Here is a 25,235-nt window from a genome sequence, read left to right on the forward strand (position 1 = left end):
GGTGGAGGCGGAGCGGAGCGGCCGATGCTAGGGGCGGCCCCGCCGGCACCGGCTGATCCATGTCAACGCGGCCGCCCGCCGGGCCTGGCCGCCAGCCGGGCGGGCGCGCGTGTGAGAATGCCAGACACCACTGCAGAAGGAAGAGAACGCCCATGGCCCGACGCGCCACCAAGATCGTTGCCACCCTCGGCCCCGCCTCCAGCGATCCCAAGCTCCTCGAGCAGATGATCCGCGCCGGCGTCAACGTCGTGCGGCTGAATTTCTCGCACGGCAAGGGCCAGGACCACATCGACCGTGCCAACCTGGTGCGCGAGGCCGCGCAGCGCGCCGGCCGCGAGGTCGCCATCATGGCCGACCTGCAGGGTCCCAAGATCCGGGTCGGCAAGTTCGCCGACGGCAAGGTGTCGCTGGTGGGCGGCGCCAAGTTCGTGCTCGACGCCTCGCGCACCGAGCCGGGCGACCTGCAGGGCGTCGGCCTGGACTACAAGGAACTGCCGCGCGACGTGCGCGCGGGCGACGTGCTGCTGCTCAACGACGGCCTGATCGTGCTCACCGTCGACTCGGTGCAGGGCGAGCAGGTGCACACCACCGTCAAGGTCGGCGGCGTGCTGTCCAACAACAAGGGCATCAACAAGCAGGGCGGCGGGCTGACGGCGCCGGCGCTCACGGCCAAGGACATGGAGGACATCCGCACCGCCATGAGCTTCCAGGCCGACTACGTGGCGGTGAGCTTTCCCAAGACCGCCACCGACATGGAGATGGCGCGCCAGCTGTGCAACGTGGCCGCCTCCGACTACCGCCACAAGCCGTTCCTGATCGCCAAGATCGAGCGCGCCGAGGCGATCCCGAACCTGGAATCCATCCTGCTGGCCAGCGACGGCATCATGGTGGCGCGCGGCGACCTGGCCATCGAGGTGGGCAATGCCGCGGTGCCGGCGCTGCAGAAGAAGATGATCCGGATGGCCCGGCAGTGCGACAAGGTGGTGATCACCGCGACCCAGATGATGGAGTCGATGATCAACAACCCGGTGCCCACCCGCGCCGAGGTGAGCGACGTCGCCAACGCCGTGCTCGACGGCACCGATGCCGTGATGCTCAGCGCCGAGACGGCCGCGGGCAAGTATCCGCTGGAGACCATCGTCGAGATGGCCAACATCTGCGCCGAGGCCGAGATGGCCGAGGACGTGAAGCTCGACGCCGACTTCACCGGCATGAGCTTCGCCCGCATCGACCAGTCGATCGCCATGGGCGCCCTGTTCACGGCCTACCACCTGGGCTGCAAGGCGATCGTGGCGCTCACCGATTCCGGCTCCACCGCCTTGTGGATGAGCCGGCACCGCATCCACATCCCGATCTACGCGCTCACGCCCAAGCTGGAGACGCAGCGCAAGATGGCGCTGTACCGCAACGTGCGGCCGCTGCTGATGGACCAGAGCGCCGAGCGCGACACCGCCCTCGGCGACGCCGAGGCGCACCTGAAGCGGCGCGGCATCGTGGCCTCGGGCGACATCTACGCCATCACCTGCGGCGAGCCCATGGGTGCCCCGGGCGGCACCAACATGCTCAAGATCTGCCGCGTGGCCTGAGCGCCGGCCGCCCGCCCGCCGGCGCGTCCGCAGCGGGCCGCCCGCCAGTCCGAACGGGCCAGGCCGGCGCCGCCCCAGCCCCGGCCGGCAGACCCGGCCGGTAGAATTCGAGGCTTCCGCTCGCGGTCCCGGGGCCGCGACCGCGGACTCGTTTTTCATCTCGACAGGACTGCACCATGCCCCTCGTATCCATGCGCGAACTGCTGGACCATGCCGCGGAGAACGGCTATGGCATCCCGGCCTTCAACGTCAACAACCTCGAGCAGGTGCAGGCCGTCATGGAAGCGGCCAAGGAGACCGGCGCGCCGGTCATCCTGCAGGCCAGCGCGGGGGCCCGCAAGTACGCCGGCGAGCCTTTCATCAAGCACCTCATCCAGGCCGCGCTCGAGGCCTACCCCGAGATCCCGCTGGTGATGCACCAGGACCACGGCCAGAGCCCGGACGTGTGCGCCGGTGCCATCAAGCTGGGCTTCTCCTCGGTGATGATGGACGGCTCGCTCGAGGCCGACGGCAAGACCATCGCGAGCTACGACTACAACGTCGACGTCACCCGCAAGGTGGTCGACATGGCGCACAAGCTGGGCGTCACCGTCGAGGGCGAACTCGGCTGCCTGGGCTCGCTCGAGACCATGAAGGGCGACAAGGAGGATGGCCACGGCACCGAGGCCACCATGACCCGCGAGCAGCTGCTCACCGACCCCGAGCAGGCCGCCGACTTCGTCCGCAAGACCCAGCTGGACGCGCTGGCCATCGCCATCGGCACCAGCCACGGCGCCTACAAGTTCACGCGCAAGCCCACCGGCGACATCCTGGCCATCGACCGCATCAAGGAGATCCACCGCCGCCTGCCCACCACCCACCTGGTGATGCACGGTTCGTCGTCGGTGCCGCAGGATCTGCTGGCCATCATCCGCCAGTACGGCGGCCAGATGAAGGAGACCTACGGCGTGCCGGTCGAGGAGATCCAGGAAGCGATCAAGCACGGTGTGCGCAAGATCAACATCGACACCGACATCCGGCTGGCGATGACCGGCGCGGTGCGCAAGTTCCTGGCCGAGAACCCCGAGAAGTTCGATGCCCGCGAGTGGCTCAAGCCGGCCCGCGAGGCCGCCAAGCAGATCTGCAAGCAGCGCTACGTCGAGTTCGGCTGCGTCGGCCAGGCGCCCAAGATCAAGGGCCATGCGCTGCAGGTCGTGGCCGCCCAGTACCAGAAGGGCGAGCTGGCGCAGACGGTCCACTGACCCGCTGCTCCCGTTCCTGCGAAGCCCGCCGCCCGGCGGGCTTCGCCGTTTCTGGCCTGCGCTTGGCGGGCGCAAGCGCGTGGAGCCGCAGGACCTGCCGCTGCCCGGCGGCCACCGGCTGCCGCCGCGCCCGGCGGATAATCGATCCCTCCGGCGCAGCAGCGCCCCAGAGCCTCCGATGACCTCCGCCCTGCACACCTCCTCGCTCACCTCGCTCCCCCTGCTGGCCCGCGGCAAGGTGCGCGACAACTACGCCGTCGGCAACGACCGCATCCTCATGGTCGCGACCGACCGGCTGTCGGCCTTCGACGTCATCATGGGCGAGCCCATTCCCGGCAAGGGCGAGCTCCTGACCCAGATGGCCCTGGTCTGGTTCGGCAAGCTGGCCCATCTGTGCCCCAACCACCTGACCGGCGAACTGCCCGAGAGCGTGGTGAACTCGGGCGAGCTGGCGCAGGTGATCGGCCGCTCGATGCTGGTCAGGCGCCTGCGGCCCATTCCGGTCGAGGCCGTCGTGCGCGGCTACCTGGCCGGCAGCGGCTGGAAGGAGTACCAGGAGACCCAGGCGGTGTGCGGCGTGTCGCTGCCGCCCGGGCTGACCAATGCGGCCCGGCTGCCGGAGCCGATCTACACGCCGGCCGCCAAGGCCGCCATGGGCGAGCACGACGAGAACATCAGCTTCGAGCGCACCGTGGAGATGGTCGGCGCCGACGTCGCGGCCCGCATCCGCGACGTCAGCATCGCGCTGTACCGGGAAGCGGCGGCCATCGCGCTGGCCAAGGGCATGATCATCGCGGACACCAAGTTCGAGTTCGGCCTTGACGAGCAGGGCAACGTGGTGCTGATGGACGAGGTGCTGACGCCCGACTCGTCGCGCTACTGGCCGGTGGAAGGCTACGAGGCGGCGTTCCGGCAGGGCCAGAACCCGCCCAGCTTCGACAAGCAGTTCGTGCGCGACTGGCTGGAGCAGGTGCGCATCAACGGCAAGCCCTGGGACAAGACGCCGCCGGCGCCGCGCCTGCCCAAGGAGGTGGTCGAGAAGACGGCCGCCAAGTACCGCGAGGCGCTGGAGCGCCTGACGGCCTGAGGCCGCCGGCGCTCAGGACAGCACGACGCTGGACAGGCGGCGGCGGTAGGTCGCCACCGTGGGATCGTCGGGCGGGATCTGGCCCTCGGCCACCTTGGGCTTGGGCGGCTCGATGACGTCCAGGATGGCGATGTAGGTCTTGCGCGCCGCGTCCTCGTTCCAGGCCTTGTCGCGCATCAGGATCTCGAGCAGTTCGTCCATGGCGTCGGTCCAGCGGCGCTGCGCGGCCAGCACGCTGGCGCGGCCGAAGCGGGCCTCGAAGTCGCGCCGGTTGGCCGCGATGCGGGCGTCGAAGGCGGCGATCGCATCGGCCGGCTGGCCCTGCTGCGCCGCGAAGTCGGCGGCGGCGAGCACGCGCTGCAGCGAGTCGAGCCGGCGCACCGCGGCCACCTTGGAGGCCACCGGGGCGAACGCGGTGCGGGCATCGGCCACGCGGCCGGCCAGCAGCAGCGCCTTGACGTACTCGAAGCGCGCATCGTCGTCGGCTGGATTGGTGGCCACCGCCTGCTGCAGCTGCTCGAGCTGGCCCTCGGCGTCCAGCGGCGGCTCCTCCACCAGGTCGTCCTCGGCCTCGGCGGCGGCGTCATCGGCCGGCGGCACGTGCTTGTCGAGGAACTGGCGCAGCTGGCCCTCGGGGACCGCGCCCATGAAGCCGTCGACCGGCTGGCCGTTCATCAGCAGGATGCAGGTCGGGATGCTGCGGATGCCGAACGCCGACGCGAGCTGCTGCTCCTGGTCGGAGTCGATCTTGACCAGCTTGAAGCGGCCGGCGTATTCGGCCTCCATCTTTTCCAGCAGCGGGCCGATCACCTTGCAGGGCCCGCACCATGGGGCCCAGAAGTCGACCAGCACGGGCTGGGTCATGGAGGCGGCGATGACTTCGGTTTCGAAGTTCTCTAGCGTGACGTCGATCATGGCGTGGGACTCGGGCACCTTAAAATTCAACCTTTAGGAGCAGCACATGCCCCCGGTCCAGGTCGGCGTGGTGATGGGGTCCAGCAGTGACTGGGAGACCCTGCAGCACGCGGTACAGATTCTCCAGGAATTCGGCATCGGCCATGAGGCCCGGGTCGTCTCGGCGCACCGCATGCCGGACGACATGTTCGCCTACGCCCAGGAAGCCGCCGGCCGCGGCCTGAAGGCCATCATCGCGGGCGCCGGCGGCGCCGCCCACCTGCCGGGCATGCTGGCGGCCAAGACCACGGTGCCGGTGCTCGGCGTGCCGGTGGCCGGCCGCCACCTGCAGGGCGTCGATTCGCTGCACAGCATCGTGCAGATGCCCAAGGGCATCCCGGTCGCCACCTTCGCCATCGGCGCGGCCGGTGCCGCCAATGCGGCGCTGTTCGCGGTGGCCATGCTGGCCGGCGAGCAGCCGGCGCTGCGCGACCAGCTCGACGCCTTCCGGGCCCGCCAGACCGCCGCGGCGCGCGCCATGACGCTGCCGCCCGCCGCATGACGGCGCCGGCATTCCTGCCGCCGGGCAGCATGCTGGGCGTGATGGGCGGCGGCCAGCTGGGCCGCATGTTCGTCCACGCCGCCCAGCGGCTCGGCTACTCCACCGCCGTGCTCGACCCCGACGCCGACAGCCCGGCCGGGCGGGTGAGCCACCTGCACGTGCGCACCGGCTACCTCGACGAGGGCGGGCTGGCCGAGCTGGCCGAAGCCTGCGCGGCGATCACCACCGAATTCGAGAACGTGCCGGCGGCAGCGCTCACCCGGCTGGCCGCGCGGCGCTTCGTCGCTCCCGGCGCGGCGGCCGTGGCCATCGCCCAGGACCGGGCCCAGGAGAAGGCGCACTTCGCCCGCTGCGGCGTGCCCTGCGCCCCGCATGCCGTGATCGCCTCGCGCGACCAGCTGGACGCCGTGCCGGACGAGCTGCTGCCCGGCATCCTCAAGACCGCCCGGCTGGGCTACGACGGCAAGGGCCAGGCGCGCGTCGCCACCCGGGCCGAACTGGTGCAGGCCTGGGAGGCGATGCAGGGCGTGCCCTGCGTGCTCGAGAAGCTGCTGCCGCTGGCCTTCGAGTGCTCGGTGGTGGTGGCGCGCGGCGCCGACGGCGCCATGGTGCACCTGCCGGTGCAGCGCAACCTGCACCGCGCCGGCATCCTGGCGGTCACCGAGGTCGGCGAGGGCGTGCTGCCGGCGGCAATCGCGGCGCAGGCGATCGAGGGCACGCGCGCCATCGCCCAGGGGCTGGGCTACGTCGGCGTGCTGTGCGTGGAGTTCTTCGTGCTGCAGGACGGCACGCTGGTGGTCAACGAGATGGCGCCGCGGCCGCACAACAGCGGCCACTGGAGCATCGACGGCGCCGACCTGTCGCAGTTCGACCTGCAGGTGCGCACGCTGGCCGGCCTGCCGCTGGTGGCGCCGCGCCAGCACAGCCACGCGGTCATGCTCAACCTGCTGGGCGACCTGTGGTTCGCCGGCGGCGCCGAGCGCACTCCGCCCTGGGAGCGCGTGCTGGCCCTGCCGGGCGCCAGCCTGCACCTGTATGGCAAGCCGCAGGCACGGCCCGGCCGCAAGATGGGCCACCTCACGCTGGTCGCCGAGTCGGCCCGCGGCGCCCGCACCACGGCGCTCGAGGCCTGCGCGGCGCTGGGCATCCAGGCGTTCTGAGCCATGCTGCGTGATGCCCGTGATCCGGCGGCGCTGCAGGCCGCCGTCGGCCGCCTCCAGGCGGGCGAGCTGGTCGCCTTCCCGACCGAGACCGTCTACGGCCTGGGCGCCGACGCGTCCAGCGATGCGGCGGTGGCGAAGATCTTCGCCGCCAAGGGGCGCCCGAGCGACCACCCCCTCATCGTGCACGTGGCCGATGCCGCGGCCATCGCGTCCTTCGCCGCCGAGGTGCCGGACGTCGCCCGCCGCCTCGTCGCCGCGTTCTGGCCCGGCCCGCTCACCCTGATCCTGCCGCGCCGCCCCGGTGTCGCCGCCGCCGCCGCCGGCGGCCAGGACTCGATCGGCCTGCGCTGCCCCAGCCACCCGGTGGCCCGCGCGCTGCTGGCCGGCTGCGCCGCCGCCACCCCGCCGGTGCCGGGCCTGGCGGCGCCGAGCGCCAACCAGTTCGGCCGCGTGAGCCCGACCACCGCCGCCCACGTGCAGGCCGAGTTCGGCGACGCCCTGCTGGTGCTGGACGGCGGGCCGTGCGAGGTCGGCATCGAGTCGGCCATCGTCGACTGCACCCGCGGCCGGCCGGTGCTGCTGCGCCCCGGCGTGCTCACGCGGGAGCAGCTGGAGGCCGCTTGCGGCGAGCCGCTGCTGCGCCCGCAGGACCTGCCCGATGCGGCGCCGCGCGCCTCCGGCACGCTGGAGGCGCACTACGCCCCGCGGGCGCGGGTGCGGCTGATGGAAGCCGGCGCGCTGCAGACCGCGCTCGACGTGCTGGGCGCTGACGCCGCCAACATCGCCACCTGGTCGCGCGCCATCCTGCACACGCCGTCGGCGCGGGTGCTGCGCCGGCGCATGCCGGACGACGCGCGCGAGACGGCCCGCCAGCTGTTCGCGGTGCTGCGCGAATTCGACCAGCAGCAGATGCAGTTGATCTGGATCGAGACCCCGCCGCCCGGCCCCGAGTGGGACGGCGTGCGCGACCGCCTGCAGCGCGCGGCCGCTGCATGACACGCCCGTGAGGGCGGGCATCGGGCGCTCGGTACACTAGCGACCGCTTTTCGGAGATCTCCCCCATGCAAGTTTCCTGGTTGCGCCGAGCGCTGCTCGCGGCCGCCTGCGTGTCGGCCATCGTGGTCGCCGCCTGCGGCGGCGGCACCGTGGTGTCGCAATTCAACCCGAACCGGGTGGTCGCCTTCGGCGACGCCTTCAGCGACGTCGGCCAGCGCGGCACCCGCTACACCGTCAACAATGCGACCGCCGCCGCCTGGAACGAGCGCATCGCCCTGCGCTACGGACTGACGCTGCGGCCCAGTGCCGCGGGCGGGTTCGGCTTTGGCATCGGCAGTGCGCGCGTGCGCGTGGTGCCCGACGCCGGCGGCGACGCCAGCACGCCGACCATCACCCAGCAGGTGGACACCTTCCTGGCGACCCAGCCGGCCTTCAGCGCCAAGGACCTGGTGCTGGTGAACGCCGGCATCGGCGACATCGTGGCCGAAGTGGCGGCCATCAACGCCGGCACCCAGAACGACGACCAGGCCCTGGCGGCCGTCGAGCAGGCCGCCGCCGACCTGGCCGCGCAGGTGAAGCGGATCGCCAATTCGGGCGCCGAGCATGTCGGCGTGGTGGGCGTGTTTGACCTGGGGCGCACGCCCTGGGCCACCCAGACCGGGCAGGCCACGCGGCTGTCCAACCTGTCGCAACAGTTCAACATCCGGCTCAAGACCGACCTGTTCGGCTTCAACATCGCCAGCCGGGTGCTCTACATCGACGCCGAGTTCTACTACAACCTGGTGACGCAGAACCTGAACAACTCCACCTACGGCGGCATCAACAACGTGACCGACCTGGCCTGCAACTCGATCGATCCGGGCCCCGGCATCGGCACCGGCGCCGGCCAGGTCAATTCGGCGCTGTGCACCGACGCGACGATCACCCCCGGCATCAACATCGCGCTGACGCTGTTCGCCGACCGCATCTACGTGACGCCGGCGGCGGCCTCGCTGTTCGGCGACTACGCCTTCGACCGCCTGCGGGCGCGCTGGTGACGGCGCTGCCGCCAACGGACCATGCAAGGGGCGCCGCTGGCGCCCTTTTCGTTGCGCGCCCGGCTGGCGCGGCTCAGCGCGCGGCCGGCCCGGAGCGGTAGCGCAGCTTCATCGCCAGGATCGCGATCGCCAGTGCCAGCGTGATGCCGTTGGCCAGCACCAGCGGCCAGGCGCGCAGCAGCAGGCCGTAGGCGAGCCACAGCGCGACGCCGAGCGCGAACACGCCGTACATGCCCAGCGAGATGCCGCGCACGTCGCGCGTGCGGAAGGTGAGCCAGGCCTGCGGCACGAAGCTGCAGGTGGTCAGGGACGCGGCCAGGTAGCCGGTCCAGTCGATCCAGCCGCCGCTCACCGCTCCCGCCCCGCCCAGGCCAGCAGCGCCTCCACCGCCGGCCGGAAGCCGGCGGCATTCGGATGGTTGGCGATCGCGACCACCACGTAGCGCCGGCCGCCGGCGCCGTCGACGTAGCCGGCCACGCCCTGCACGTCGCGCAGGCTGCCGCTCTTGAGGTGCGCGCCGACCGGTGTCCGGGTGCGCCGCAGCGTGCCGTCGGTGCCCACCGCCGGCAGCGAGGCGGCCAGTTCGGGCATCAGCGGCGAGGCCCAGGTGTATTGCAGCAGGCGCGCCAGCTGCTGGGCGGTGATGCGCTCGTCGCGCGACAGCCCCGAGCCGTTGTCGAACGCCGGCAGGTCCGGGCCGATGCGGTCGCGCCACCAGGCGCGCAGCGTCTCCCGTGCCCCCTCGCGCGTGGCCGGGCCCTGGCCCTGCAGACCCAGGGTCAGGAACAGCTGCTGGGCCATCACGTTGTTGCTGTACTTGTTGATGTCGCGCACCACCTCGGACAGCGGCGGCGAGACCGACACGGCCAGCTGCGTCGCCGTGGCCGGCACGCGGCCGTCGCGCACCACGCCGCCGACCCGGCCCCCGACCTCGGCCCACAGGCCGGCCACCGCGCGCGTCGCGTAGCTGGCCGGGTCGGCGAAGGCCAGCGGCCAGCCGCGCTCGCCGCAGGCGGCCGGATAGCTGCCGGCCAGCCGCGGCCGCAGCGGGTCGGTGAAGTCGGCCTTGAGGGTGCTGCGCCAGTCGCCGCATTCGCCCAGCACCAGCGGGACCGTCGACGGCCAGCGCACGCCGGCCAGCGGTGGCTCCACCAGCAGGCGGGCCCGGCCGTCGGTCTGCGGCACCAGCGTGAGCAGCACCGACTTGAAGTTGAGCAGCAGGCCGTCCGGGGTGGCGTTGTACGGCCGCAGCGGCTCGCCGTCGAAGGAGCTCGGGTCGGTGGACACCGGCGCGAAGGCGCCGTGGTCCAGCACGATGTCGCCGGCGACGCGGTCGATGCCCAGCGCGCGCACCCGGCGCAGCAGCAGCCAGAGCCTCTCGAGCACGAGCTTGGGATCGCCCGATCCTTGCAGGTACAGGTTGCCCTGCAGGGTGCCGCCGGCGATCGGGCCGTCGGTCAGGACCGGCGTGGTCCAGGTGTAGGCAGGACCGAGCAGCTCCAGCGCCGCCATCGTGGTGGCCAGCTTGGCGATCGAGGCCGGGTTCACCGGCACCTCGGCCCGGTGGCTCAGGCGAGGCGGCTGGGCCGGATCGACGTCGGTCACCAGCAGGGTCACCGCGTCGCGCGGCAGCCGGGCCTGTGCCAGCGCGGCGTCGACCTCGGGGGGCAGGGGCTGGGCCCATGCGGCGGTCGCCGCGAGCAGGACGGCCAGGAGCGGCAGGACACGCATGGGGCGGATTATCCCGGCTGGCCGGGCACCGATAATGGCCGCCCCGCCGCCGTTCCCTTCCCCTTGCGCCTCCTCGCCTTCGACACCAGCACCGACCGGCTCAGCATCGCCGTGGCGGTACCGGGCCGCGCGCCGCTGGTGCACCGCGGCGAGGGCGGCGCCAAGGCCTCGGCGGCGCTGATCCCGCAGCTGCTGGACCTGCTCGGGCAGGCCGGCGTGCCGCTGGCCACGCTGGACGCCATCGTGTTCGGGTGCGGACCGGGCTCCTTCACCGGGCTGCGCACCGCCTGCGCCGTGGCCCAGGGGCTGGCGCTGGGCGCGGGCGTGCCGGTGCTGCCGGTCGAGACCCTGCTGGTGCTGGCCGACGAGGCGCGGGCGCGCAGCGGAGCCACTCAGGTGCTGGCCGTCCTGGACGCCCGCATGGACGAGGTCTATGCCGCCGAGTACACCTGGGGCGGCAGCGGCTGGCGGCGCGCGGCCCCGATCCGGCTGGCGGCGCCGCAGGCGGTCGGCCCGCAGCCGGGCTGGCTGGTGGCGGGCAACGCCTTCGCCGCCTACCCGGGCCGCATCGCGCCCGGCGCGGCGCAGCTGGAGCTGTGGCCGGACGCGCAGGCCCTGCTGCGGCTGGCGCCCGGGCTGCTGGCGGCCGGCGAGGGCCGGCCGGCCGACGAGGCGCTGCCGCTCTACGTGCGCGACAAGGTCGCCCAGACCACCGAGGAGCGGGCAGCGGCCCGCGCGGCGGCCGCGGGCGCGACAATCACGCCATGAGTGCGGTGTTCGACAGCGAGCAGGCCGGCTTCGTGCCGATGGCCGAAAGCGACCTCGACGAGGTGCTGGCGATCGAGCGCCTCGCCTACGGCCATCCCTGGACGGCCGGCAACTTCGCCGATTCGCTGCGCTCGGGCTACCAGGCGCAGCTGCTGCGGTCGGACGGCCGCCTGATCGGCTACTTCGTCGCCATGAAGGGCGTCGACGAGGTGCACCTGCTCAACATCACGGTGGCGCCGGGCGACCAGGGCCGCGGCTGGGGCCGGCTGATGCTGGACGCGCTGGCCGTGTGGTCGCGCGACCAGGGGGCCCAGTGGCTGTGGCTGGAGGTGCGCACCGGCAACACCCGGGCCCAGCGCATCTACGAGCGGCACGGCTTCCGGCGCGTCGGCGAACGCAAGAACTACTACCCGGCGGCCGCGGGCGGGCGCGAGGACGCCATCGTCATGAGCCTGCGCCTGTGAGGACGGACACCGCCCCGGGGGCCGTGCGCCCATGACCCTGCAGCTCGATCCGCGCCGGGTCGCGATGCTGCGCGAGATGGGCCTGCAGCTGCTGCCCCCGATCGCCCCGCCGGCGGCGCAGGCCGCTGTCGAGCCGTCGGCACCGCCCGCCTCCCTTGCCGCGGCGGCTGCACCGGTGGCCCGGCCCGTGGCCGACGCATCGGCCGCCGCCCCGGCGCCGGTCGCGGTCGTGCCGCCCGGCGCCATCGCATCCCTCGACTGGGCCGGCCTGCAGGCCGCGGTGCAGGACTGCCGCGCCTGCGGCCTGTGCGAATCGCGCCGCAACGCCGTGTTCGGCACCGGTCCGGCCACGGCCGAGTGGCTGATCGTCGGCGAGGCCCCCGACGAGGACGCCGATGCGGCCGGTGAACCCTTCGTCGGCCAGGACGGCCAGCTGCTGGACAACATGCTGCGCAGCCTCGGCCTGGACCGGCGCCGCAATGCCTACGTCGCCAACGTGCTGCGGTGCCGCCCGCCCGGCGGCCGCAACCCGGAGCCGGCCGAACTGGCCCAGTGCGAGCCCTTCCTGCGCCGGCAGGTCGAGTTGCTGCAGCCGCGCATCATCCTGGCCATGGGCCGCTTCGCCGTGCAGTCGCTGCTGCAGACGACCGAGCCGATCGGCCGCCTGCGCGGCCGCGTGCACCGCTACCACGACGTCCCGCTGGTGGTGACCTTCCACCCCGCCTACCTGCTGCGCAACCAGCCGGACAAGGCCAAGGCCTGGGCCGACCTGTGCCTGGCCATGGACCTGCTCGAGGGGCGGGTGGCCGGCTAGAGCGGCGGCAGCGGCTGGAACGCCTGGGGCTCCAGGCGGCGCGCGGCGTAGTCGATGCCGCACCAGCGTGCGTAATCGGCCAGGGTGCGCTCGCGTCCCAGTCCGTAGACGCCCAGCGGCTGGCCGGCCAGCAGCGCGGTGAGCCGGCGCCGCGACCGCTGTTCCAGCTCCCACCAGCTCTGCGAGCGGCCGGCTTCGTGTGCCGCATCCCAGTGCAGGGGCCGGGCGGGGACGCCGGAAGCGCCGTCGTTGTACAGGTGGTAGAGCGGCAGGCCGGGCATGTGCACGATGTCCCAGCCGTGGGTGTACAGGCGGATGGCCAGCGCCTGCTCCTCGCCGTGGAAGTACAGCGCCGGGTCGTACGGGAACGCCAGCGCGAAGCGGCCGGGCGCGAACAGGCAGCCGGCGCCCAGGTGGAAGCCCGGCAGCGGGTGGTCGCACTCCACCGCATGGGCCTCGAAGCCGAGGACGGGATGGTCCGGTGCGAAGGCGCTGCCCGGCTTGACCACGTGCGCCAGCACCTTGCCGGTGGCCGGGCGCGGCATCGGGCGGCCCTGGGCGAAGAAGAAGGCGCTCGGGTAGGCCGAGATGACCACGCCGCGCCGGCCCGGCAGCAGCGCACCGGCCTGGGCCACCAGCCGCTCGTCCCAGCCGGGCTCGAAGTCCATGTGGGAGTCGATCTGCAGGTACCAGTCCTCGCCGTCGTACAGGGCCATGGCCAGCGCACGGGCCCAGCAGGGGCCGCGGGCGTACAGCGGGTCGATGCGCTGGTAGGTCAGCCGTGCGGGCGCCAGCTGCGCCAGCACGGAGGCGGCGGGCGGCTCGGGGCTCTGGTCGAGCACGCCGAAATGCAGCGCCTGCGGCCGGCTGGCGGCCGCCCGGGCGCGCCCCAGCGTGAACCCGAGCACGGGATCGCAGTAGGCGGCCACGCTGACGAAGATGCTCATGGGCGGCGGAGGATCGGTGGGCGCCGGGGATCGGCGTGTCCGTGAACTTTGCCGCATCCCGGCCCGTCGTGGTGGACGCGGCGCGCCCGCTACGGCTGGGTTGGTTGCCCAGGGTGTAACGGTATGCTACCGTCAGCCGACCATCGCCCCGACCACGCCGGCCAGCGCCGTGGCCGGGGAAGAGCAACAACAAGACAGCGCATTTCGAGGGATTCATCTCCGGTCCGGGCGGCCGGGTCCGGGTTCCGCGGAACGCCGTCCCTCGCGAGCGGCGCACGCCGGCCGCTCGCGATCCTTTTCTTGAGCAGGGCCAGCCATGTCGCGACGCCATCCGTACCGAGTCTTCCCCCGGGCCGCAGCCCCGGCGCCCGCCGCCGCCGGCCACCGGCCCCTGCTGCTGGCCGTCGCGCTGGCCACCGGGTTCTCGGCCCTGCCGGCGCTGTCGCAGCCCAGCGGTGCGCAGGCCGTGGTCGGCACCGCCACGCTCAGCCAGCAGGGCAACCGGCTGGTGGTCACCACCACCAACGGCCCCGGCAACTACTCCGCGCTCAACTGGCAGAGCTTCAGCGTCCCGGGCGGCACCACCACCTGGTTCGCCCAGCCCGGCGCCACCAGCACCGCGATCAACCGGGTGGTCGGTCCCGACCCCAGCCTCATCTACGGCACCCTGGGCTCCAACGGCCGGCTGGTGCTGGTCAACCCGGCCGGCATCACGGTCGGTGCCGGTGCGGTGGTCGACACCGCCGCCTTCACCGCTTCCACCCTGCGCATGACCGACGCCGACCTGCTGAACGGCCGGCTGCGGTTCGGCAACGGCATCGGCAGCCTGCTCAAGGTCGACGGCACCGTGCTGGCCAGCCAGGGCGACGTGGTGCTGATCGGCCAGCAGGTCGAGACCGGCCCCCAGGCGCTGATCCGCAGCCAGGGCGCGACGGTGCTGGCGGCGGGCCAGAAGGTCGAGATCACCGGACGCGGCGTCGAGGGTATCGTGTTCGAGGTCCAGGCGCCCACCGACCGGGCGGTCAACCTGGGCACGCTCCAGGGCGACGCCGTCGCCGTCTTCGCCGGCACCCTGCAGCACAGCGGGCTGATCCAGACCCGGGCCGTCACGGCCGAGGGCGGCAAGGTGGTCCTGAAGGCGCTGGACGTGGCGCAGACCAGCGGCGCCATCGTGGCGCAGGGCGCCGCCGGCACGGGCGGCTCGGTCGACGTGCTGGGCGCCAGGGTCGGCGTGCTGGCCGGCGCGACCATCACCACCTCCAACAGCGCCAGCGGCGGCCGCATCCGCATCGGCGGCGACTACCAGGGCCGCAACGCCGCGCTGCCGAACGCGCAGGTCACCTATGTGGACCGCAACGCCACCCTGCGCGCCGACGCCACCGGCACCGGCGACGGCGGCAAGGTCATCGTCTGGTCCGACGACACCACCCGCGTCTACGGCACCCTGTCGGCCGACGCCGGGCCGCAGGGCGGCAACGGCGGCCTGGTCGAGACCTCGGCCAAGCGCTACCTGGACGCCAACGGCGCGCGGGTGAGCGCGTTGGCGGCGCAGGGCCAGGCGGGCACCTGGCTGCTGGATCCGGCCGACATCCAGATCGTCAGCGGCACCAGCGGCCCCGACAACATCGTCCAGGAGGTGCTGGGCCAGCTGTTCAGCCAGGCCTTCTCCGGCCCGTCGCAGATCACCGACACCACCCTGAACGCGGCCCTGAACGCCGGCAGCGGCACCCACGTCAAGGTCACGACCAACAGCACGGTGGGCAACGGCGGCGGTGACATCACCTTCGTCGGCGACGTCACCATCGCCCGCAACCAGGCCGGGGCGGGCACGCTGGAGCTCGAGGCCTACCGCGACATCCGCTTCAGCGCCGGCAGCACCACCAGCTTCCAGGCCCTGAACACGGGAACGCTGGCGCCGGGCGGGCGCGCGCTGGACGTCAACCTCGTCGCCGGGGCCGGCACCGCCGGCGGCATCGTCACGGACGGAACCGCGACGGTGCGACTGGCCACCGACGATGCCTCGTCCGACGTGAAGCTGCGGGTGATGAACGGCCGCACCTGGAGCAACGGCGGCACGCTGACGCTGAACCAGAACGGTGCCGTGCTGCTGGATGGCGGCGGCGTCGCCGCCACCTTCGACAACCAGGGCACGGTGAACGGCGCGGCCGGGGCGCGCGGCGGCTTCGGCGGCGAGTCGGTGCTGGGTGCGCTCACCAACTCCGGCACCGTCGACCTGACCCAGGGCGCGGTCCGGCTGCAGGCGCTCGAGCAGGTCCGCGGCACCTATTCCCAGGGGGGCTCGGGCAACCTGACGGTGCTGGGCACCTACGGCGTCAGTGGCGGCAGCCTGTCCTTCACCGGCAACGAGCTGGCCATCACGCAGGCGTTCGGCCCGCTCACGATCGGCGCGGAGACGACCATCGCCGCCAGCGGCAACGTCCGTCTGGCCACGCCCAACGGCACGGTCACCATCGATGCCGCAGTCTCCAGCGCGAAGGAAGTCGGCATCGCCGCCGGCAACCTCATCACGTCCAGCGGCGGCATCAACCTGAACGCCGGCATCACGGCCGACAAGGTGGCGCTGGAGGCCTGGGGCTTCGAAGGCATCAACCAGGCCGGCACGGCCGGCATCGCCGCCAATGAAATGGCGGTGTACACGCAGTCCGCCGACGCCAACCTCACCGGGCCGAACAGCGTCAGGAACCTGGCGGCATCGGTCCACGGCATGACGCTGGTCAACCAGGCGGACCTGCTCACCATCCGCTCGCACACGAGCACCGTGCTGAGCGGCGACGCCGCGCCGCTGTTCGATCCGGCCACGCCACTGGCCTCCGACCCGAACGGCGCCGTCGCCATCACCAACACCCGCGTCTCCACCGTCGCGCCTGCGGCCGGCAGCATCAGCCTGGTGGGCAACGCACTGGCCGGCCAGCTGGAATTGCAGGCCGACGGCGACATCACGTCCAGCGGCGCGATCCAGACCTGGGGCCAGGTCACGACCTCGCCCTTCAACGGCAGCGTCTTCCTCCACGCCGGCGGCAAGGTGGACGTGCAGGACATCGACGCCGCCGCGGCCCCCAGCATGGGCAGCAACGGCGGTTCGGTCGTGCTCAAGGGCACGTCGGTCAAGGCCGGCACCATCACCACCGACGGCTACAACAACGCCTTCGCATTCGCGCCCGGCCATGCCGGCGGCGTCACCATCGGCGCCAGCGCCGGCGGCGTCACCGTCACCGGCCTGTCGGCCCGCGGCGGCGCCGGCGGCACCTACGGCGGCAGCGGCGGCGACGTGCTGGTCGGCGCCCAGGGCGGCAACGTCCGGATCGGCGCCATCACCGCCACCGGCGGCGACGGCCCGCAGGGCGGGGGTGACGGCGGCCACGTCACGATCGGCGCCGACGGCGGCTCGGTCACGCTGACCGGGGCGGTCGACGCCAGCGGCGGCAATGCCAGCGGCAGCTTCGGCTCGGGCGGCTGGGCCGGCTCGATCACGATCGGCACCCTGGGCGGGTCGCTCCACGGCATCAGCACCCAGGGCCTGAAGGCAACCGGCGGCTCCGGCGTCGACGGCGGCGGCAGCGGGTCGTCCTCCACCCTGGCCTCGGCCGGCGGCCTGACCGTCGCCGGCGCCATCGACGTGCGCGGCGGCGACGCCAGCGCCGGCGGCGGCGGGCCCGGCGGCACCCTGACGCTGGCCTCCGCGGCCGGCGCCATCAGCGTCACCGGCGCCATCACCGCCACCGGCGGCGCCGGCAACGACGGTGGCGGCGACGGCGGCGCCGTCTCCATCGGCGCCACGGGCGGCGGCATCGCCACCGGGACGATCGCGACGGCGGGCGGCTCCAGCGGCGTGTTCGGCTTTTCGGCCGGCCGCGGCGGCAGCATCGACCTGGGCGTCGTCGGCGCCGCCACCCACGGCATCGCCACCGGTGCGCTGCTGGCCGCCGCCGGCACCGGCGGCTCGTTCGGCTCCGACGGCGGCTCGGTCACCGTCACGGCGCCGGGCAGCATCGTCGTCGCCGGCGCCATCCAGACCCAGGGCTCCAGCGGCGACTACTCGGGTGGCGGCTGGGGCGGCGCGGTGACGCTCACGTCCAGTGCCGGCGCCGTCAACGTCTCGGGTGCCATCACCACCGATGGCGGCAACGATGCCAGCAACCCGTACGGATTCTTCTCCGGCGCCGGCGAGGGCGGCCGCGTCTTTGCGAGTGCCGGCACCGGCATCAGCGTGGGGACGATCAGCACCCGGGGCGGCGATTCCGTCGGCGATGGCGGCGGCTGGGGCGGCGACGTCACGCTCAGCGCCGGTAGCGGCGCGATCACGGTCAACGGTCCGATCGACGCCCGCGGCGGCTCCGGTGCCGCGTTCGGCGGCCTGGGCGGCCTGCTCGAGCTGGTGTCCGCCGGTGGCGCGGTGCAGGTCACGGGCGCCATCGACTTCAGCGGCGGCGACGACGCATCCTTCGGTGCTGGCGGCGCCGGTGCGCTGTTCGCCAGCGGGACCTCCGTCGGCCTGCAGTCCCTCACCGGCCGCGGCGGCGGCAGCGCGGGGTCGCTGGGCGGCTACGGCGGCGCCGTGACGCTGCAGTCGAGCGGCGGCGGCATCACTACCGGCGCCATCGACCTGGGCGCCGGCAACGGTGCCAGCCGCGGCGGCTCGGGCGGATTCGTCAACATGGCGGCGACCGGCGGCGCCATCAGCACCGGCGCCATCGACGTCAGCGGCGGCAACGGCGGCACGGTCGGCAGCGGCGGCGGTGGTGGCTTCATCTCGATCACGGGTGACCGCGCCGTCAGCACCGGCGCCCTGGCGGCCAATGCCGGCGGGCTGGGCGCGACCAACGACGACGGCGCCGGTGGCGGCTTCATCGTGGTCGACGCCGGCGGTGCCCTGACCATCAACGGCGCCCTCAGCGCCATCGGGGCCAGCGGCCTCAACGGCGGCGGCTCGGGCGGCATGGCCAGCCTGACCTCCTCGGGCGGCGGGGTCACCGTCACCGGCCTGACCAACCTCTCCGGTGGCAGCACCGGGGCCGGCGGCACCTTCGGCCCCGGCGGCGGCGGCACCCTGGTCGTCAGCGCCGCCAACGGCGCCGTGAGCCTGGGCGGCGACGTGCTGGCCGATGGCGGCAGCGCCGGTGCGCCGGGCGTGCAGGGCGGCCACGGCGGCTGGATCGACCTGGCCTCGAGCGCCGGCACCACGGTGGCCGGCGCGATCCGTGCCAGCGGCGGCAATGCCTCCGACATCGGCGGCAGCGCCCAGGGCGTGCGCATCGCGGCGGGCGGCGCCGCCACCGTCGCGGGCGGCATCTACGCCCGCGGCGGCAATGGCGCCAGCGGCGGCTACGGCGGCTCCGTCGCCGTGACCGGTGCCACCGGCGTCAGCATCAATGCCGGCAACGCGGCCACCAGCCAGGCGGTGGCCACCTCCGGCGGCACGGCGTCGGCGGGCGGCGGCAGCCTCGACGCCGGCCACGTCACGATCGGCTCGTCCGGCGGCGCCATCCACGTCGCCGGCGCCATCGCCGCGGCCGGTGGCCAGGCCGCCTTCGGCACGGCCGGCTTCGCCGGCGATGTCGTCCTCACCGCGGCCGGCAACATCACGGTCGACGGCATCGACAGCCGCGGCGGCAGCACCGGCAGCGGCTTCGCGACCGGCGGTGGCAACGTCTCCATCGCCGGCGGCGGCAGCGTCACGGTCACCACCGTGCTGGCGCGCGGCGGCGACGGGTCGGCCGGTGGCCACGGCGGCGAGGTTGCCGTCAACGCCGGCGGCGCGCTCACCGTCGGCCGCATCGATACCGGCGGCGGCAACGGCGCGCTCACGGTCGGCTCCTCCGGCGGCGGTATCACGCTGACCGCCGGCGGCGACATCACGATCGCCTCGGCGGCGCTGGTCGGCTCCAGCTACGACACCTCGCCGGGCCTGGTCTCGCGGGGCGGCTCCAGCGGTGGCGCCAAGGCCAGCACCGTCGGCGTCCAGGGCGGCAACGCCGGCAACATCACGCTCACCTCCACCGGCGGCGCGGTGCACCTCGAGGGCGCCTACATCAACGCCCTGGGCGGCGATGGCGGCGGCTCCAGTGTTGCCGGCGGCATGGGCGGTGACGGCGGCAACGGCGGCGAGCTGGTGATCAGCGCATTCGGCGGCGGCGTGTTCACCAGTGGCGTCGGGGCGTCCGCCAGCGCGTCGGCCGGCTACTACGAGACGGCCGGTGGCCGCGGCGCCGACGGCGTCGCCGGCAACGCCCGCGCCGGCAACGGCGGCGCTGGTGGCGCGATCCGGATCACGGCGCGGGACTCGTCGGCGCTCTACGGCAGCCTGTACGCGGGCGGCGGCGACGGCGGCGACACGCCGTCGGCCAGCGGCGTCCCGGCCGGCGATGCCGGCATCGGCGCGCCCATCAGCATCACCCTGACCGGTGCCACCGCCTCGCTGGTGCTGGCCGGCGAGGTGTCCACCCGCGGCCAGGGCGGCCTGTCGGCGGACGTCGCCGGCCACGATCCGGTCAGCGGCGAGCCGCTCTACACCAACGTGCAGGCGTTCCCGCTGTCGCGGCCGGCCGGCGCCGGCGCCGCCTTCACCGTCTCGGCGCCGGGCGGCATCCAGGTCCCCGGCATCTCCAGCGCCGGCGCCTCCAGCGGCGTGCCGGCCTTCGCGCTGGCCGTCGACGCCGACTGGACCACCAGCTCCAACCTCTCCCTGGCGCCCGGCGCCGTGGTGCTGGTCAACGGCGACCTCACCAACGGCGCCGCGCTGGCCCTCGACAGCGGCGCCTCGCTGCAGCTCGGCACCTACTCGTCCAGCTCCGACACCTTCACCGCCGGCAGCGGCACGCTGTTCAACACCAGCACCGGCTCGCTCACCGGGCTGGGCACGGTGGTCGGCAACGTGAACAACGCCGGGCTGCTGTCGGTCGGCACGTCCGCCAGCCCGATCGGGACCTTCTCGGTCCACGGCAACTACACCCAGAGCGCCGGCGGACGGCTGGTGCTGGACGTCGCGGACGGCACCGCGTTCATCCCGGGCGTCACCTACGACCAGCTGCGCATCCTGGGCACGACCTCGCTGGCGGGCACGCTCGAGGTCAACGCCGTCGCCGCGCCCAGCCCGGCGCCGGCACCGCTGCAATCGTTCGCGCCGCTGGCGCTGGCCGTGGCGCCGGTCGCCACGCCGACCGTGGTGCTGATCGACTCCGGCGGCGCGGCCACCGGCGGCTTCAGCGCGGTCACCGCGCCGGCACCGGTGTCGACGTCGTTGCAGATGAGCGCCGCCGGGACGCTGAGCGACATCATCGTCACCAACGTCGTCGGGACGCCGCCGCCGGCACCCACGCCGGCGCCGACACCGGCCCCGACGCCGGCTCCCACACCGGCTCCGACGCCGGCACCCACCCCGGCACCGACGTCGGCGCCGACCCCGGCCGCGGCCCCGGCCGGCACGCCGCTGGCCGAGCGGGTGTTCGCGCTGCTGCAGCAGGACACCACGCGCGAGGCGGTGCAGCAGGCCCTGATCGAACAGGAGACCGTGGTCACCAAGTTCGTCTCGCTCCTGCTGAAGGAGGAGAAGGAACAGGCCGAGGGGAAGAAGGAAACCGGCAAGCCGGACATCGTGCTCAAGGACGCCGGCTGCGGCCCGGCGTCCTGAGCCCGGGGCGGCGGCGCCGCCGCGCCGGCCGCGTGGGATGCGGCCGGCCGGCGCTCAGTAGCGCGGCAGCTCGGGGTGCGCCAGCCGGCCGCCGCGCACCAGCATCTTTCCGTACTCGGCGCAGCGCTGCAGGGTCGGGATCACCTTGCCGGGGTTGAGCAGGCCGGTGGCGTCGAAGGCCCGCTTGACGCCCAGCATCTGCTCGCGCTCGGCGGCGCTGAACTGCACGCACATCGAGTTCAGCTTCTCGACCCCGACGCCGTGCTCGCCGGTCACCGTGCCACCCATGGCGACGCTGGTCTCCAGGATGTCGGCGCCGAACAGCTCGCAGCGGTGCAGCTGGTCGGGATCGTTGGCGTCGAACAGGATCAGCGGGTGCAGGTTGCCGTCGCCGGCATGGAACACGTTGGCGCAGCGCAGCCCGTACTTGCGCTCCATGTCCTGGATGGCCAGCAGGATGTCGGCCAGCCGCTTGCGCGGGATGGTCGAGTCCATGCACATGTAGTCGGGGCTGATCCGGCCGGACGCCGGGAAGGCGTTCTTGCGCCCGCTCCAGAAGCGCAGCCGCTCGGCCTCGTCGCGGCTGACCGCGATGGCGGTGGCGCCGGCGCCGCGCAGCACCTCGCTCATGCGACCGATCTCCTCCTCCACCTCCTCCGGCGTGCCGTCGCTCTCGCACAGCAGGATGGCCTCGGCCGACAGGTCGTAGCCGGCCTGCACGAAGTCCTCGACCGCGGCCGTCATGGGCTTGTCCATCATCTCCAGGCCGGCCGGGATGATGCCGGCGGCGATGACGGCGGCGACCGCGTCGCCCGCCTTGCGCACGTCGTCGAAGCTGGCCATGATGCAGCGCGCCAGCTGCGGCTTGGGCACCAGCTTGACGACCACCTCGGTGGTGACGGCCAGCATGCCCTCGCTGCCGACCAGCACGCTGAGCAGGTCGTAGCCGGGCGCATCCAGGGCCCGGCTGCCGAAGGTGACCGGCTCGCCCTCGGCGGTGAAGCCGCGCACCTGCAGCACGTTGTGCAAGGTGAGCCCGTACTTCAGGCAGTGCACGCCACCTGAGTTCTCGGCCACGTTGCCGCCGATGGTGCAGGCGATCTGGCTGGAGGGGTCGGGCGCGTAGTACAGGCCGTGGCTGGCCGCGGCCTCGCTGATGGCCAGGTTGCGCACGCCGCACTGCACGCGCGCCGTGCGGCTGGCCGGATCGACCGCCAGGATGCGGTTGAACTTGGCCAGCGACAGCGTCACGCCGGCCCGGTTCGGCATGGCGCCGCCCGACAGGCCGGTGCCGGCGCCGCGCGCCACCACCGGCACCGCGAGGGCGTGGCAGGCCCGCAGCACGCCCTGCACCTGCGCCTCGTTCTCCGGCAGGGCGACCGCCAGCGGCCGCTCGCGGTAGGCGGTGAGGCCGTCGCACTCGTAGGGCCGGGTCTCCTCGGCGTGCCACAGCAGCGCATGGGCCGGCAGCACGGCGCGCAGGGCCGGCAGCAGGCGATCGAGCAAGCCGGCCTGGCTGGCCACGGCGGGGTCGAGCGGTGCATTCATGCGCCGACGGTACCGCAAGTCCAGCGGCCGGGGGCTGAGCGTTTTGGCGCTGCCGGCTGAAAAATGCCGCGCGCCGCGGCGTCACCCCGCCGCGACGGGCTGCCGCACGGATGCTGCGGCGTCGCGCGGCTCCAGGTGGTGCACCACCAGCCGGGGATCCAGCAGCATGCGGTCGAGCCGTCGGTTCAGCCGCTGCATCAGGTGCTGCTCGTCGGCCGTCCCGTCGCCGGTCAGCTCGATCGAGCCGTCGGGCGCCGACGCCGTCACCACCCGCAGGCGCAGGCTGAGATCGCGCGGTAGCCGCGGCACCGGCTCCAGCCCGCGCGCCACCACGTGCTGCGCCAGCAGCCGACGCCGCTCCGACGGCTGCGAGCCCTCGGTGAGGATGGCGAAGCGGTGGTCGGCGATGCGGCAGACGGTGTCCAGCTCGCGCACCACGGCCGTCAGGCGCGAGGCGGCGACGACCAGGGCGCGGTCGCCGGCTTCGCGGCCCGCGCGCGCCACGATGTCGGCATGGTTGGCGACCTCGACCAGCAGCACGGCGCAGCGCTGGCCGGTGGCATGGGCGCGCCGCAGCGCATCGCGCAGGCGCAGCTGCAGCACCGGCGGGATGGCCAGGCCGGTCAGGGGATCGGTGCTGTCGAGGGCGCGCAGGCGCACCCGGGTTTCGCTGAAGTCCTTGGCCCGGCAGTGCAGGATCCACAGCAGCAGGGGAATCTCGAGCGCCGAGCCGATCAGCACGGCGTACTCGGTGGCCCAGCTGTCCGGCAGCAGGCCGGCCGCCCGCAGGGCCGGGAACGGGTAGGCCAGGTGCACCGGCAGGAAGCCCAGCAGCAGCCAGCCCGAATAGCGCTCGCCGCGCCGCCAGGTCCAGGCGCACAGCGTGATGCTCAACACCACCGAGACCAGGCCGTAGGCGTTCAGCAGCGGATAGGCCCCGTGGCCGCGGGCCCACGGGTAGACGCCGGCCAGCACCAGGCCGAACAGCACGAAGGCGCAGGTCGCGCGGTCGACGCCGCGGTGGTGGCGCTGCAGGGCGGTCGCCTCGCGCACGAACCAGATGCCGGCCGCGATCATGGGCAGCATGAACAGCGCCGGCGCGGCGTCGTTGAAGGCCGCCGAGGTGCGCCACAGGAACAGCCCGCCCAGCCCGGTGAAGGCCAGCTGGAACAGCAGCATGCAGGCGACATAGGCGCAGTAGGCGTGGAAGGCGCGGTCGCGGTACAGGCGCGCATGCATCAGCCCGACCACGAACACCAGCAGGCCGAAGCCGAGGTAGCCGCCCACCAGCAGATGGGTCCACTGGCGCTGCGCCTGCACCCCGTCCTCGCTGACCAGCCGCAAGAAGGGGCTGGCCGGGGCCGGCTGGTTCTGCAGCCGCAGCCACACCGTGCCGCCGCTGCCGGCCGGCACCGAGAACAGCGGCGAGTCGTGCGGATGCGCCCACTGCGCCACCGGCAGGTGGTCGCCGGCACGCTGCTCGCGCCAGCGGCCGCCGGCATCGGCGGTGAACAGGCTGGCCCGGTCGATGAAGGGCGAGCCGGACAGCAGCAGGTACCAGCGCTGCGCCGGGTCGAGGACCGGCAGCTCGAAGCGCATCCACAACGCGCCGGTGCCGAGCGCGAACGCGCGGTGCCGGTCCAGGCGCTGCAGCGGCAGGGCGCCGCCGGCCACCGCCTCCACGCTGGCCTGGCCGCCGGGGTCGAACGCGTACCGGCCCTGCACGGTGATGTCGCCCTCGCCGGGCACGGCCCAGGCCGGCTGGCCGCCAGCCCCGGCGAGCAGCAGGAGCAGCAGCGCCAGCCGCCGCAGCAGCGCGGCCGCGCGCGCCCTCAGGCCAGGCTGTTCTTCAGCCATTCGGCGAAGGCGGCGCATTCCCAGCGGTCCATGGCGCCGGTGCGCCAGCACAGGTAGTGCGCATGCGGGCTGGGGACGTTGCGCGGCGACAGGCGGGCCAGCGTGCCGTTGTCCAGCCAGGGCTGGCCGAGCTTGAGGCGCACCAGCGCGATGCCCAGGCCCTGCGCGGCGGCGTCGCACATCAGCCCGATGTCGTTGAACGAGGAGCCGTCGCCGGGTTCGACCGCGTCCACGCCGTGGGCCAGGAACCAGGTGCGCCAGGGTTCCAGCGGGCTCTTGATCAGCTTGGCGGCCTGCAGTTCCTCGATCGAATCGAAGGGGCCGTGCTCGCGCAGGAAGGCCGGCGCGGCCAGCGGCGTGACCTCGTCGGTCATCAGGCAGGTGTGCTCGACGTCGGCGTAGCGGCCGGTGCCGAAGCGGATCATCAGGTCGGCGTCCTCGGCCACCACGTCCAGCAGCGGGATCGACACCTGCAGCGTGAGGTCGATCTCCGGATAGGTGTCGATGAAGGCGCGCAGGCGCGGCATCAGGATGGAGCGCGAGAACGTCGGCGTCACCGCCACCCGCAGCTTGCGCTTGCCGGCCGCGCCGGCCCGGCCGGGGAAGCGCTCCAGCACCGCCAGCCCCTCGCGCACGTGGGCCAGGTACTCGCTGCCGTCGGTGGTGAGCGAGAAGTCGGCGCGGCCGAACAGCTTGGCGCCGATGATCTGCTCGAGCTGGCGCACTCGGTGGCTGACGGCGCTGGGCGTGACGCACAGCTCGTCGGCGGCGAGCGTCACCGACCGCAGCCGGGCCAGGGCCTCGAACGTCAGCAGGCACTGGATGGGCGGGATGCGGGCCGTCATCGGCGGAACATCGGTGGCGCGAAACGGTGTCGAACCGGCGCCGGGTT

General features: G+C 73.6%; 18 protein-coding genes. 11 read left to right on the plus strand and 7 right to left on the minus strand.

Going from position 1 to position 25,235, the window contains the following annotated elements:
• The first annotated feature begins 152 nt into the window (after window positions 1-152).
• The 3 genes from pyk (at window position 153) to GON04_RS25970 (ending at window position 3,914) form a co-directional block, all read left to right on the plus strand.
• Window positions 153-1,586 carry a pyruvate kinase gene (gene pyk, locus GON04_RS25960; protein WP_157401016.1) on the plus strand — a complete coding sequence of 478 codons (1,434 nt, stop codon included), beginning with the start codon at window positions 153-155 and terminating at the stop codon, window positions 1,584-1,586.
• Window positions 1,587-1,762: 176 nt separating this feature from the next.
• The gene (gene fba / locus GON04_RS25965) at window positions 1,763-2,827 is read left to right on the plus strand and encodes a class II fructose-bisphosphate aldolase (protein WP_157401017.1); all 1,065 of its coding nucleotides are present in this window, start codon (window positions 1,763-1,765) and stop codon (window positions 2,825-2,827) included.
• A gap of 178 nt (window positions 2,828-3,005) precedes the next feature.
• Window positions 3,006-3,914, plus strand: a complete 909-nt coding sequence (locus GON04_RS25970) for a phosphoribosylaminoimidazolesuccinocarboxamide synthase (RefSeq protein WP_157401018.1) — start codon at window positions 3,006-3,008, stop codon at window positions 3,912-3,914.
• Window positions 3,915-3,926: 12 nt separating this feature from the next.
• Here GON04_RS25970 and trxA read toward each other — a convergent pair whose 3' ends face one another.
• On the minus strand, window positions 3,927-4,829 hold the full coding sequence (gene trxA, locus GON04_RS25975) for a thioredoxin (RefSeq protein WP_157401126.1): 903 nt from the start codon (window positions 4,827-4,829) through the stop codon (window positions 3,927-3,929).
• A gap of 46 nt (window positions 4,830-4,875) precedes the next feature.
• On the opposite strand from trxA, the gene purE reads away from it, so the two are divergent.
• From purE to GON04_RS25995, 4 genes are all read left to right on the plus strand, one after another.
• Window positions 4,876-5,370, plus strand: coding sequence for a 5-(carboxyamino)imidazole ribonucleotide mutase (gene purE / locus GON04_RS25980; protein WP_157401019.1), 495 nt, complete (start codon window positions 4,876-4,878; stop codon window positions 5,368-5,370).
• A complete protein-coding gene (locus GON04_RS25985) occupies window positions 5,367-6,530 on the plus strand; it encodes a 5-(carboxyamino)imidazole ribonucleotide synthase (protein ID WP_157401020.1) in 1,164 nt (387 codons plus the stop codon). Before purE ends, GON04_RS25985 begins: the two co-directional genes overlap by 4 nt.
• A gap of 3 nt (window positions 6,531-6,533) precedes the next feature.
• Window positions 6,534-7,529, plus strand: coding sequence for an L-threonylcarbamoyladenylate synthase (locus GON04_RS25990; protein WP_157401021.1), 996 nt, complete (start codon window positions 6,534-6,536; stop codon window positions 7,527-7,529).
• A 65-nt stretch (window positions 7,530-7,594) separates the two neighbouring features.
• Window positions 7,595-8,566: an SGNH/GDSL hydrolase family protein gene (locus GON04_RS25995; protein ID WP_157401022.1), complete on the plus strand. Its 972-nt coding sequence runs from the start codon at window positions 7,595-7,597 to the stop codon at window positions 8,564-8,566.
• Window positions 8,567-8,639: 73 nt separating this feature from the next.
• Here GON04_RS25995 and GON04_RS26000 read toward each other — a convergent pair whose 3' ends face one another.
• Window positions 8,640-8,918 (minus strand): SemiSWEET transporter, encoded by a 279-nt coding sequence (locus GON04_RS26000; protein ID WP_338051063.1) that lies wholly within the window; start codon window positions 8,916-8,918, stop codon window positions 8,640-8,642.
• The gene (gene dacB, locus GON04_RS26005) at window positions 8,915-10,297 is read right to left on the minus strand and encodes a D-alanyl-D-alanine carboxypeptidase/D-alanyl-D-alanine endopeptidase (protein WP_157401023.1); all 1,383 of its coding nucleotides are present in this window, start codon (window positions 10,295-10,297) and stop codon (window positions 8,915-8,917) included. The genes GON04_RS26000 and dacB overlap by 4 nt, the downstream gene beginning before the upstream one ends.
• A gap of 63 nt (window positions 10,298-10,360) precedes the next feature.
• On the opposite strand from dacB, the gene tsaB reads away from it, so the two are divergent.
• Genes tsaB through GON04_RS26020 form a run of 3 tightly spaced genes read left to right on the plus strand, consistent with a single transcriptional unit; the run spans window position 10,361 to window position 12,343 of the window.
• A complete protein-coding gene (gene tsaB, locus GON04_RS26010) occupies window positions 10,361-11,065 on the plus strand; it encodes a tRNA (adenosine(37)-N6)-threonylcarbamoyltransferase complex dimerization subunit type 1 TsaB (protein WP_157401024.1) in 705 nt (234 codons plus the stop codon).
• On the plus strand, window positions 11,062-11,529 hold the full coding sequence (gene rimI / locus GON04_RS26015; RefSeq protein WP_157401025.1) for a ribosomal protein S18-alanine N-acetyltransferase: 468 nt from the start codon (window positions 11,062-11,064) through the stop codon (window positions 11,527-11,529). The genes tsaB and rimI overlap by 4 nt, the downstream gene beginning before the upstream one ends.
• 31 nt (window positions 11,530-11,560) lie before the next feature.
• Window positions 11,561-12,343, plus strand: a complete 783-nt coding sequence (locus GON04_RS26020; RefSeq protein WP_157401026.1) for a uracil-DNA glycosylase — start codon at window positions 11,561-11,563, stop codon at window positions 12,341-12,343.
• On the opposite strand, the gene GON04_RS26025 is transcribed toward GON04_RS26020, so the two are convergent.
• Window positions 12,340-13,290 carry a GlcNAc-transferase family protein gene (locus tag GON04_RS26025; RefSeq protein ID WP_157401027.1) on the minus strand — a complete coding sequence of 317 codons (951 nt, stop codon included), beginning with the start codon at window positions 13,288-13,290 and terminating at the stop codon, window positions 12,340-12,342. The genes GON04_RS26020 and GON04_RS26025 overlap by 4 nt on opposite strands.
• A gap of 316 nt (window positions 13,291-13,606) precedes the next feature.
• On the opposite strand from GON04_RS26025, the gene GON04_RS26030 reads away from it, so the two are divergent.
• Window positions 13,607-20,938, plus strand: a complete 7,332-nt coding sequence (locus GON04_RS26030) for a two-partner secretion domain-containing protein (protein WP_157401028.1) — start codon at window positions 13,607-13,609, stop codon at window positions 20,936-20,938.
• Window positions 20,939-20,992: 54 nt separating this feature from the next.
• Here GON04_RS26030 and GON04_RS26035 read toward each other — a convergent pair whose 3' ends face one another.
• From GON04_RS26035 to GON04_RS26045, 3 genes are all read right to left on the minus strand, one after another.
• Entirely contained in the window at window positions 20,993-22,486 is a 1,494-nt protein-coding gene (locus GON04_RS26035; protein WP_157401029.1) for an FAD-linked oxidase C-terminal domain-containing protein, read from the minus strand.
• Between the two features lie 81 nt (window positions 22,487-22,567).
• Entirely contained in the window at window positions 22,568-24,343 is a 1,776-nt protein-coding gene (locus GON04_RS26040; protein WP_181653809.1) for a sensor domain-containing diguanylate cyclase, read from the minus strand.
• A complete protein-coding gene (locus GON04_RS26045) occupies window positions 24,319-25,188 on the minus strand; it encodes a LysR substrate-binding domain-containing protein (RefSeq protein WP_157401031.1) in 870 nt (289 codons plus the stop codon). The genes GON04_RS26040 and GON04_RS26045 overlap by 25 nt, the downstream gene beginning before the upstream one ends.
• Window positions 25,189-25,235: the final 47 nt, after the last annotated feature.

The organism is Ramlibacter pinisoli (assembly GCF_009758015.1).
In the GTDB taxonomy this organism is placed as follows: Bacteria; Pseudomonadota; Gammaproteobacteria; order Burkholderiales; family Burkholderiaceae_C; genus Ramlibacter; species Ramlibacter pinisoli.

Coding starts and splice junctions, on each gene's coding strand:
- pyk (WP_157401016.1), top strand. CDS start 153: ATGGCCCGACGCGCCACCAAGATCGTTGCCACCCTCGGCCCCGCCTCC.
- fba (WP_157401017.1), top strand. CDS start 1,763: ATGCCCCTCGTATCCATGCGCGAACTGCTGGACCATGCCGCGGAGAAC.
- GON04_RS25970 (WP_157401018.1), top strand. CDS start 3,006: ATGACCTCCGCCCTGCACACCTCCTCGCTCACCTCGCTCCCCCTGCTG.
- trxA (WP_157401126.1), bottom strand. CDS start 4,829: ATGATCGACGTCACGCTAGAGAACTTCGAAACCGAAGTCATCGCCGCC.
- purE (WP_157401019.1), top strand. CDS start 4,876: ATGCCCCCGGTCCAGGTCGGCGTGGTGATGGGGTCCAGCAGTGACTGG.
- GON04_RS25985 (WP_157401020.1), top strand. CDS start 5,367: ATGACGGCGCCGGCATTCCTGCCGCCGGGCAGCATGCTGGGCGTGATG.
- GON04_RS25990 (WP_157401021.1), top strand. CDS start 6,534: ATGCTGCGTGATGCCCGTGATCCGGCGGCGCTGCAGGCCGCCGTCGGC.
- GON04_RS25995 (WP_157401022.1), top strand. CDS start 7,595: ATGCAAGTTTCCTGGTTGCGCCGAGCGCTGCTCGCGGCCGCCTGCGTG.
- dacB (WP_157401023.1), bottom strand. CDS start 10,297: ATGCGTGTCCTGCCGCTCCTGGCCGTCCTGCTCGCGGCGACCGCCGCA.
- rimI (WP_157401025.1), top strand. CDS start 11,062: ATGAGTGCGGTGTTCGACAGCGAGCAGGCCGGCTTCGTGCCGATGGCC.
- GON04_RS26020 (WP_157401026.1), top strand. CDS start 11,561: ATGACCCTGCAGCTCGATCCGCGCCGGGTCGCGATGCTGCGCGAGATG.
- GON04_RS26025 (WP_157401027.1), bottom strand. CDS start 13,290: ATGAGCATCTTCGTCAGCGTGGCCGCCTACTGCGATCCCGTGCTCGGG.
- GON04_RS26030 (WP_157401028.1), top strand. CDS start 13,607: ATGTCGCGACGCCATCCGTACCGAGTCTTCCCCCGGGCCGCAGCCCCG.
- GON04_RS26035 (WP_157401029.1), bottom strand. CDS start 22,486: ATGAATGCACCGCTCGACCCCGCCGTGGCCAGCCAGGCCGGCTTGCTC.
- GON04_RS26040 (WP_181653809.1), bottom strand. CDS start 24,343: ATGGCTGAAGAACAGCCTGGCCTGAGGGCGCGCGCGGCCGCGCTGCTG.
- GON04_RS26045 (WP_157401031.1), bottom strand. CDS start 25,188: ATGACGGCCCGCATCCCGCCCATCCAGTGCCTGCTGACGTTCGAGGCC.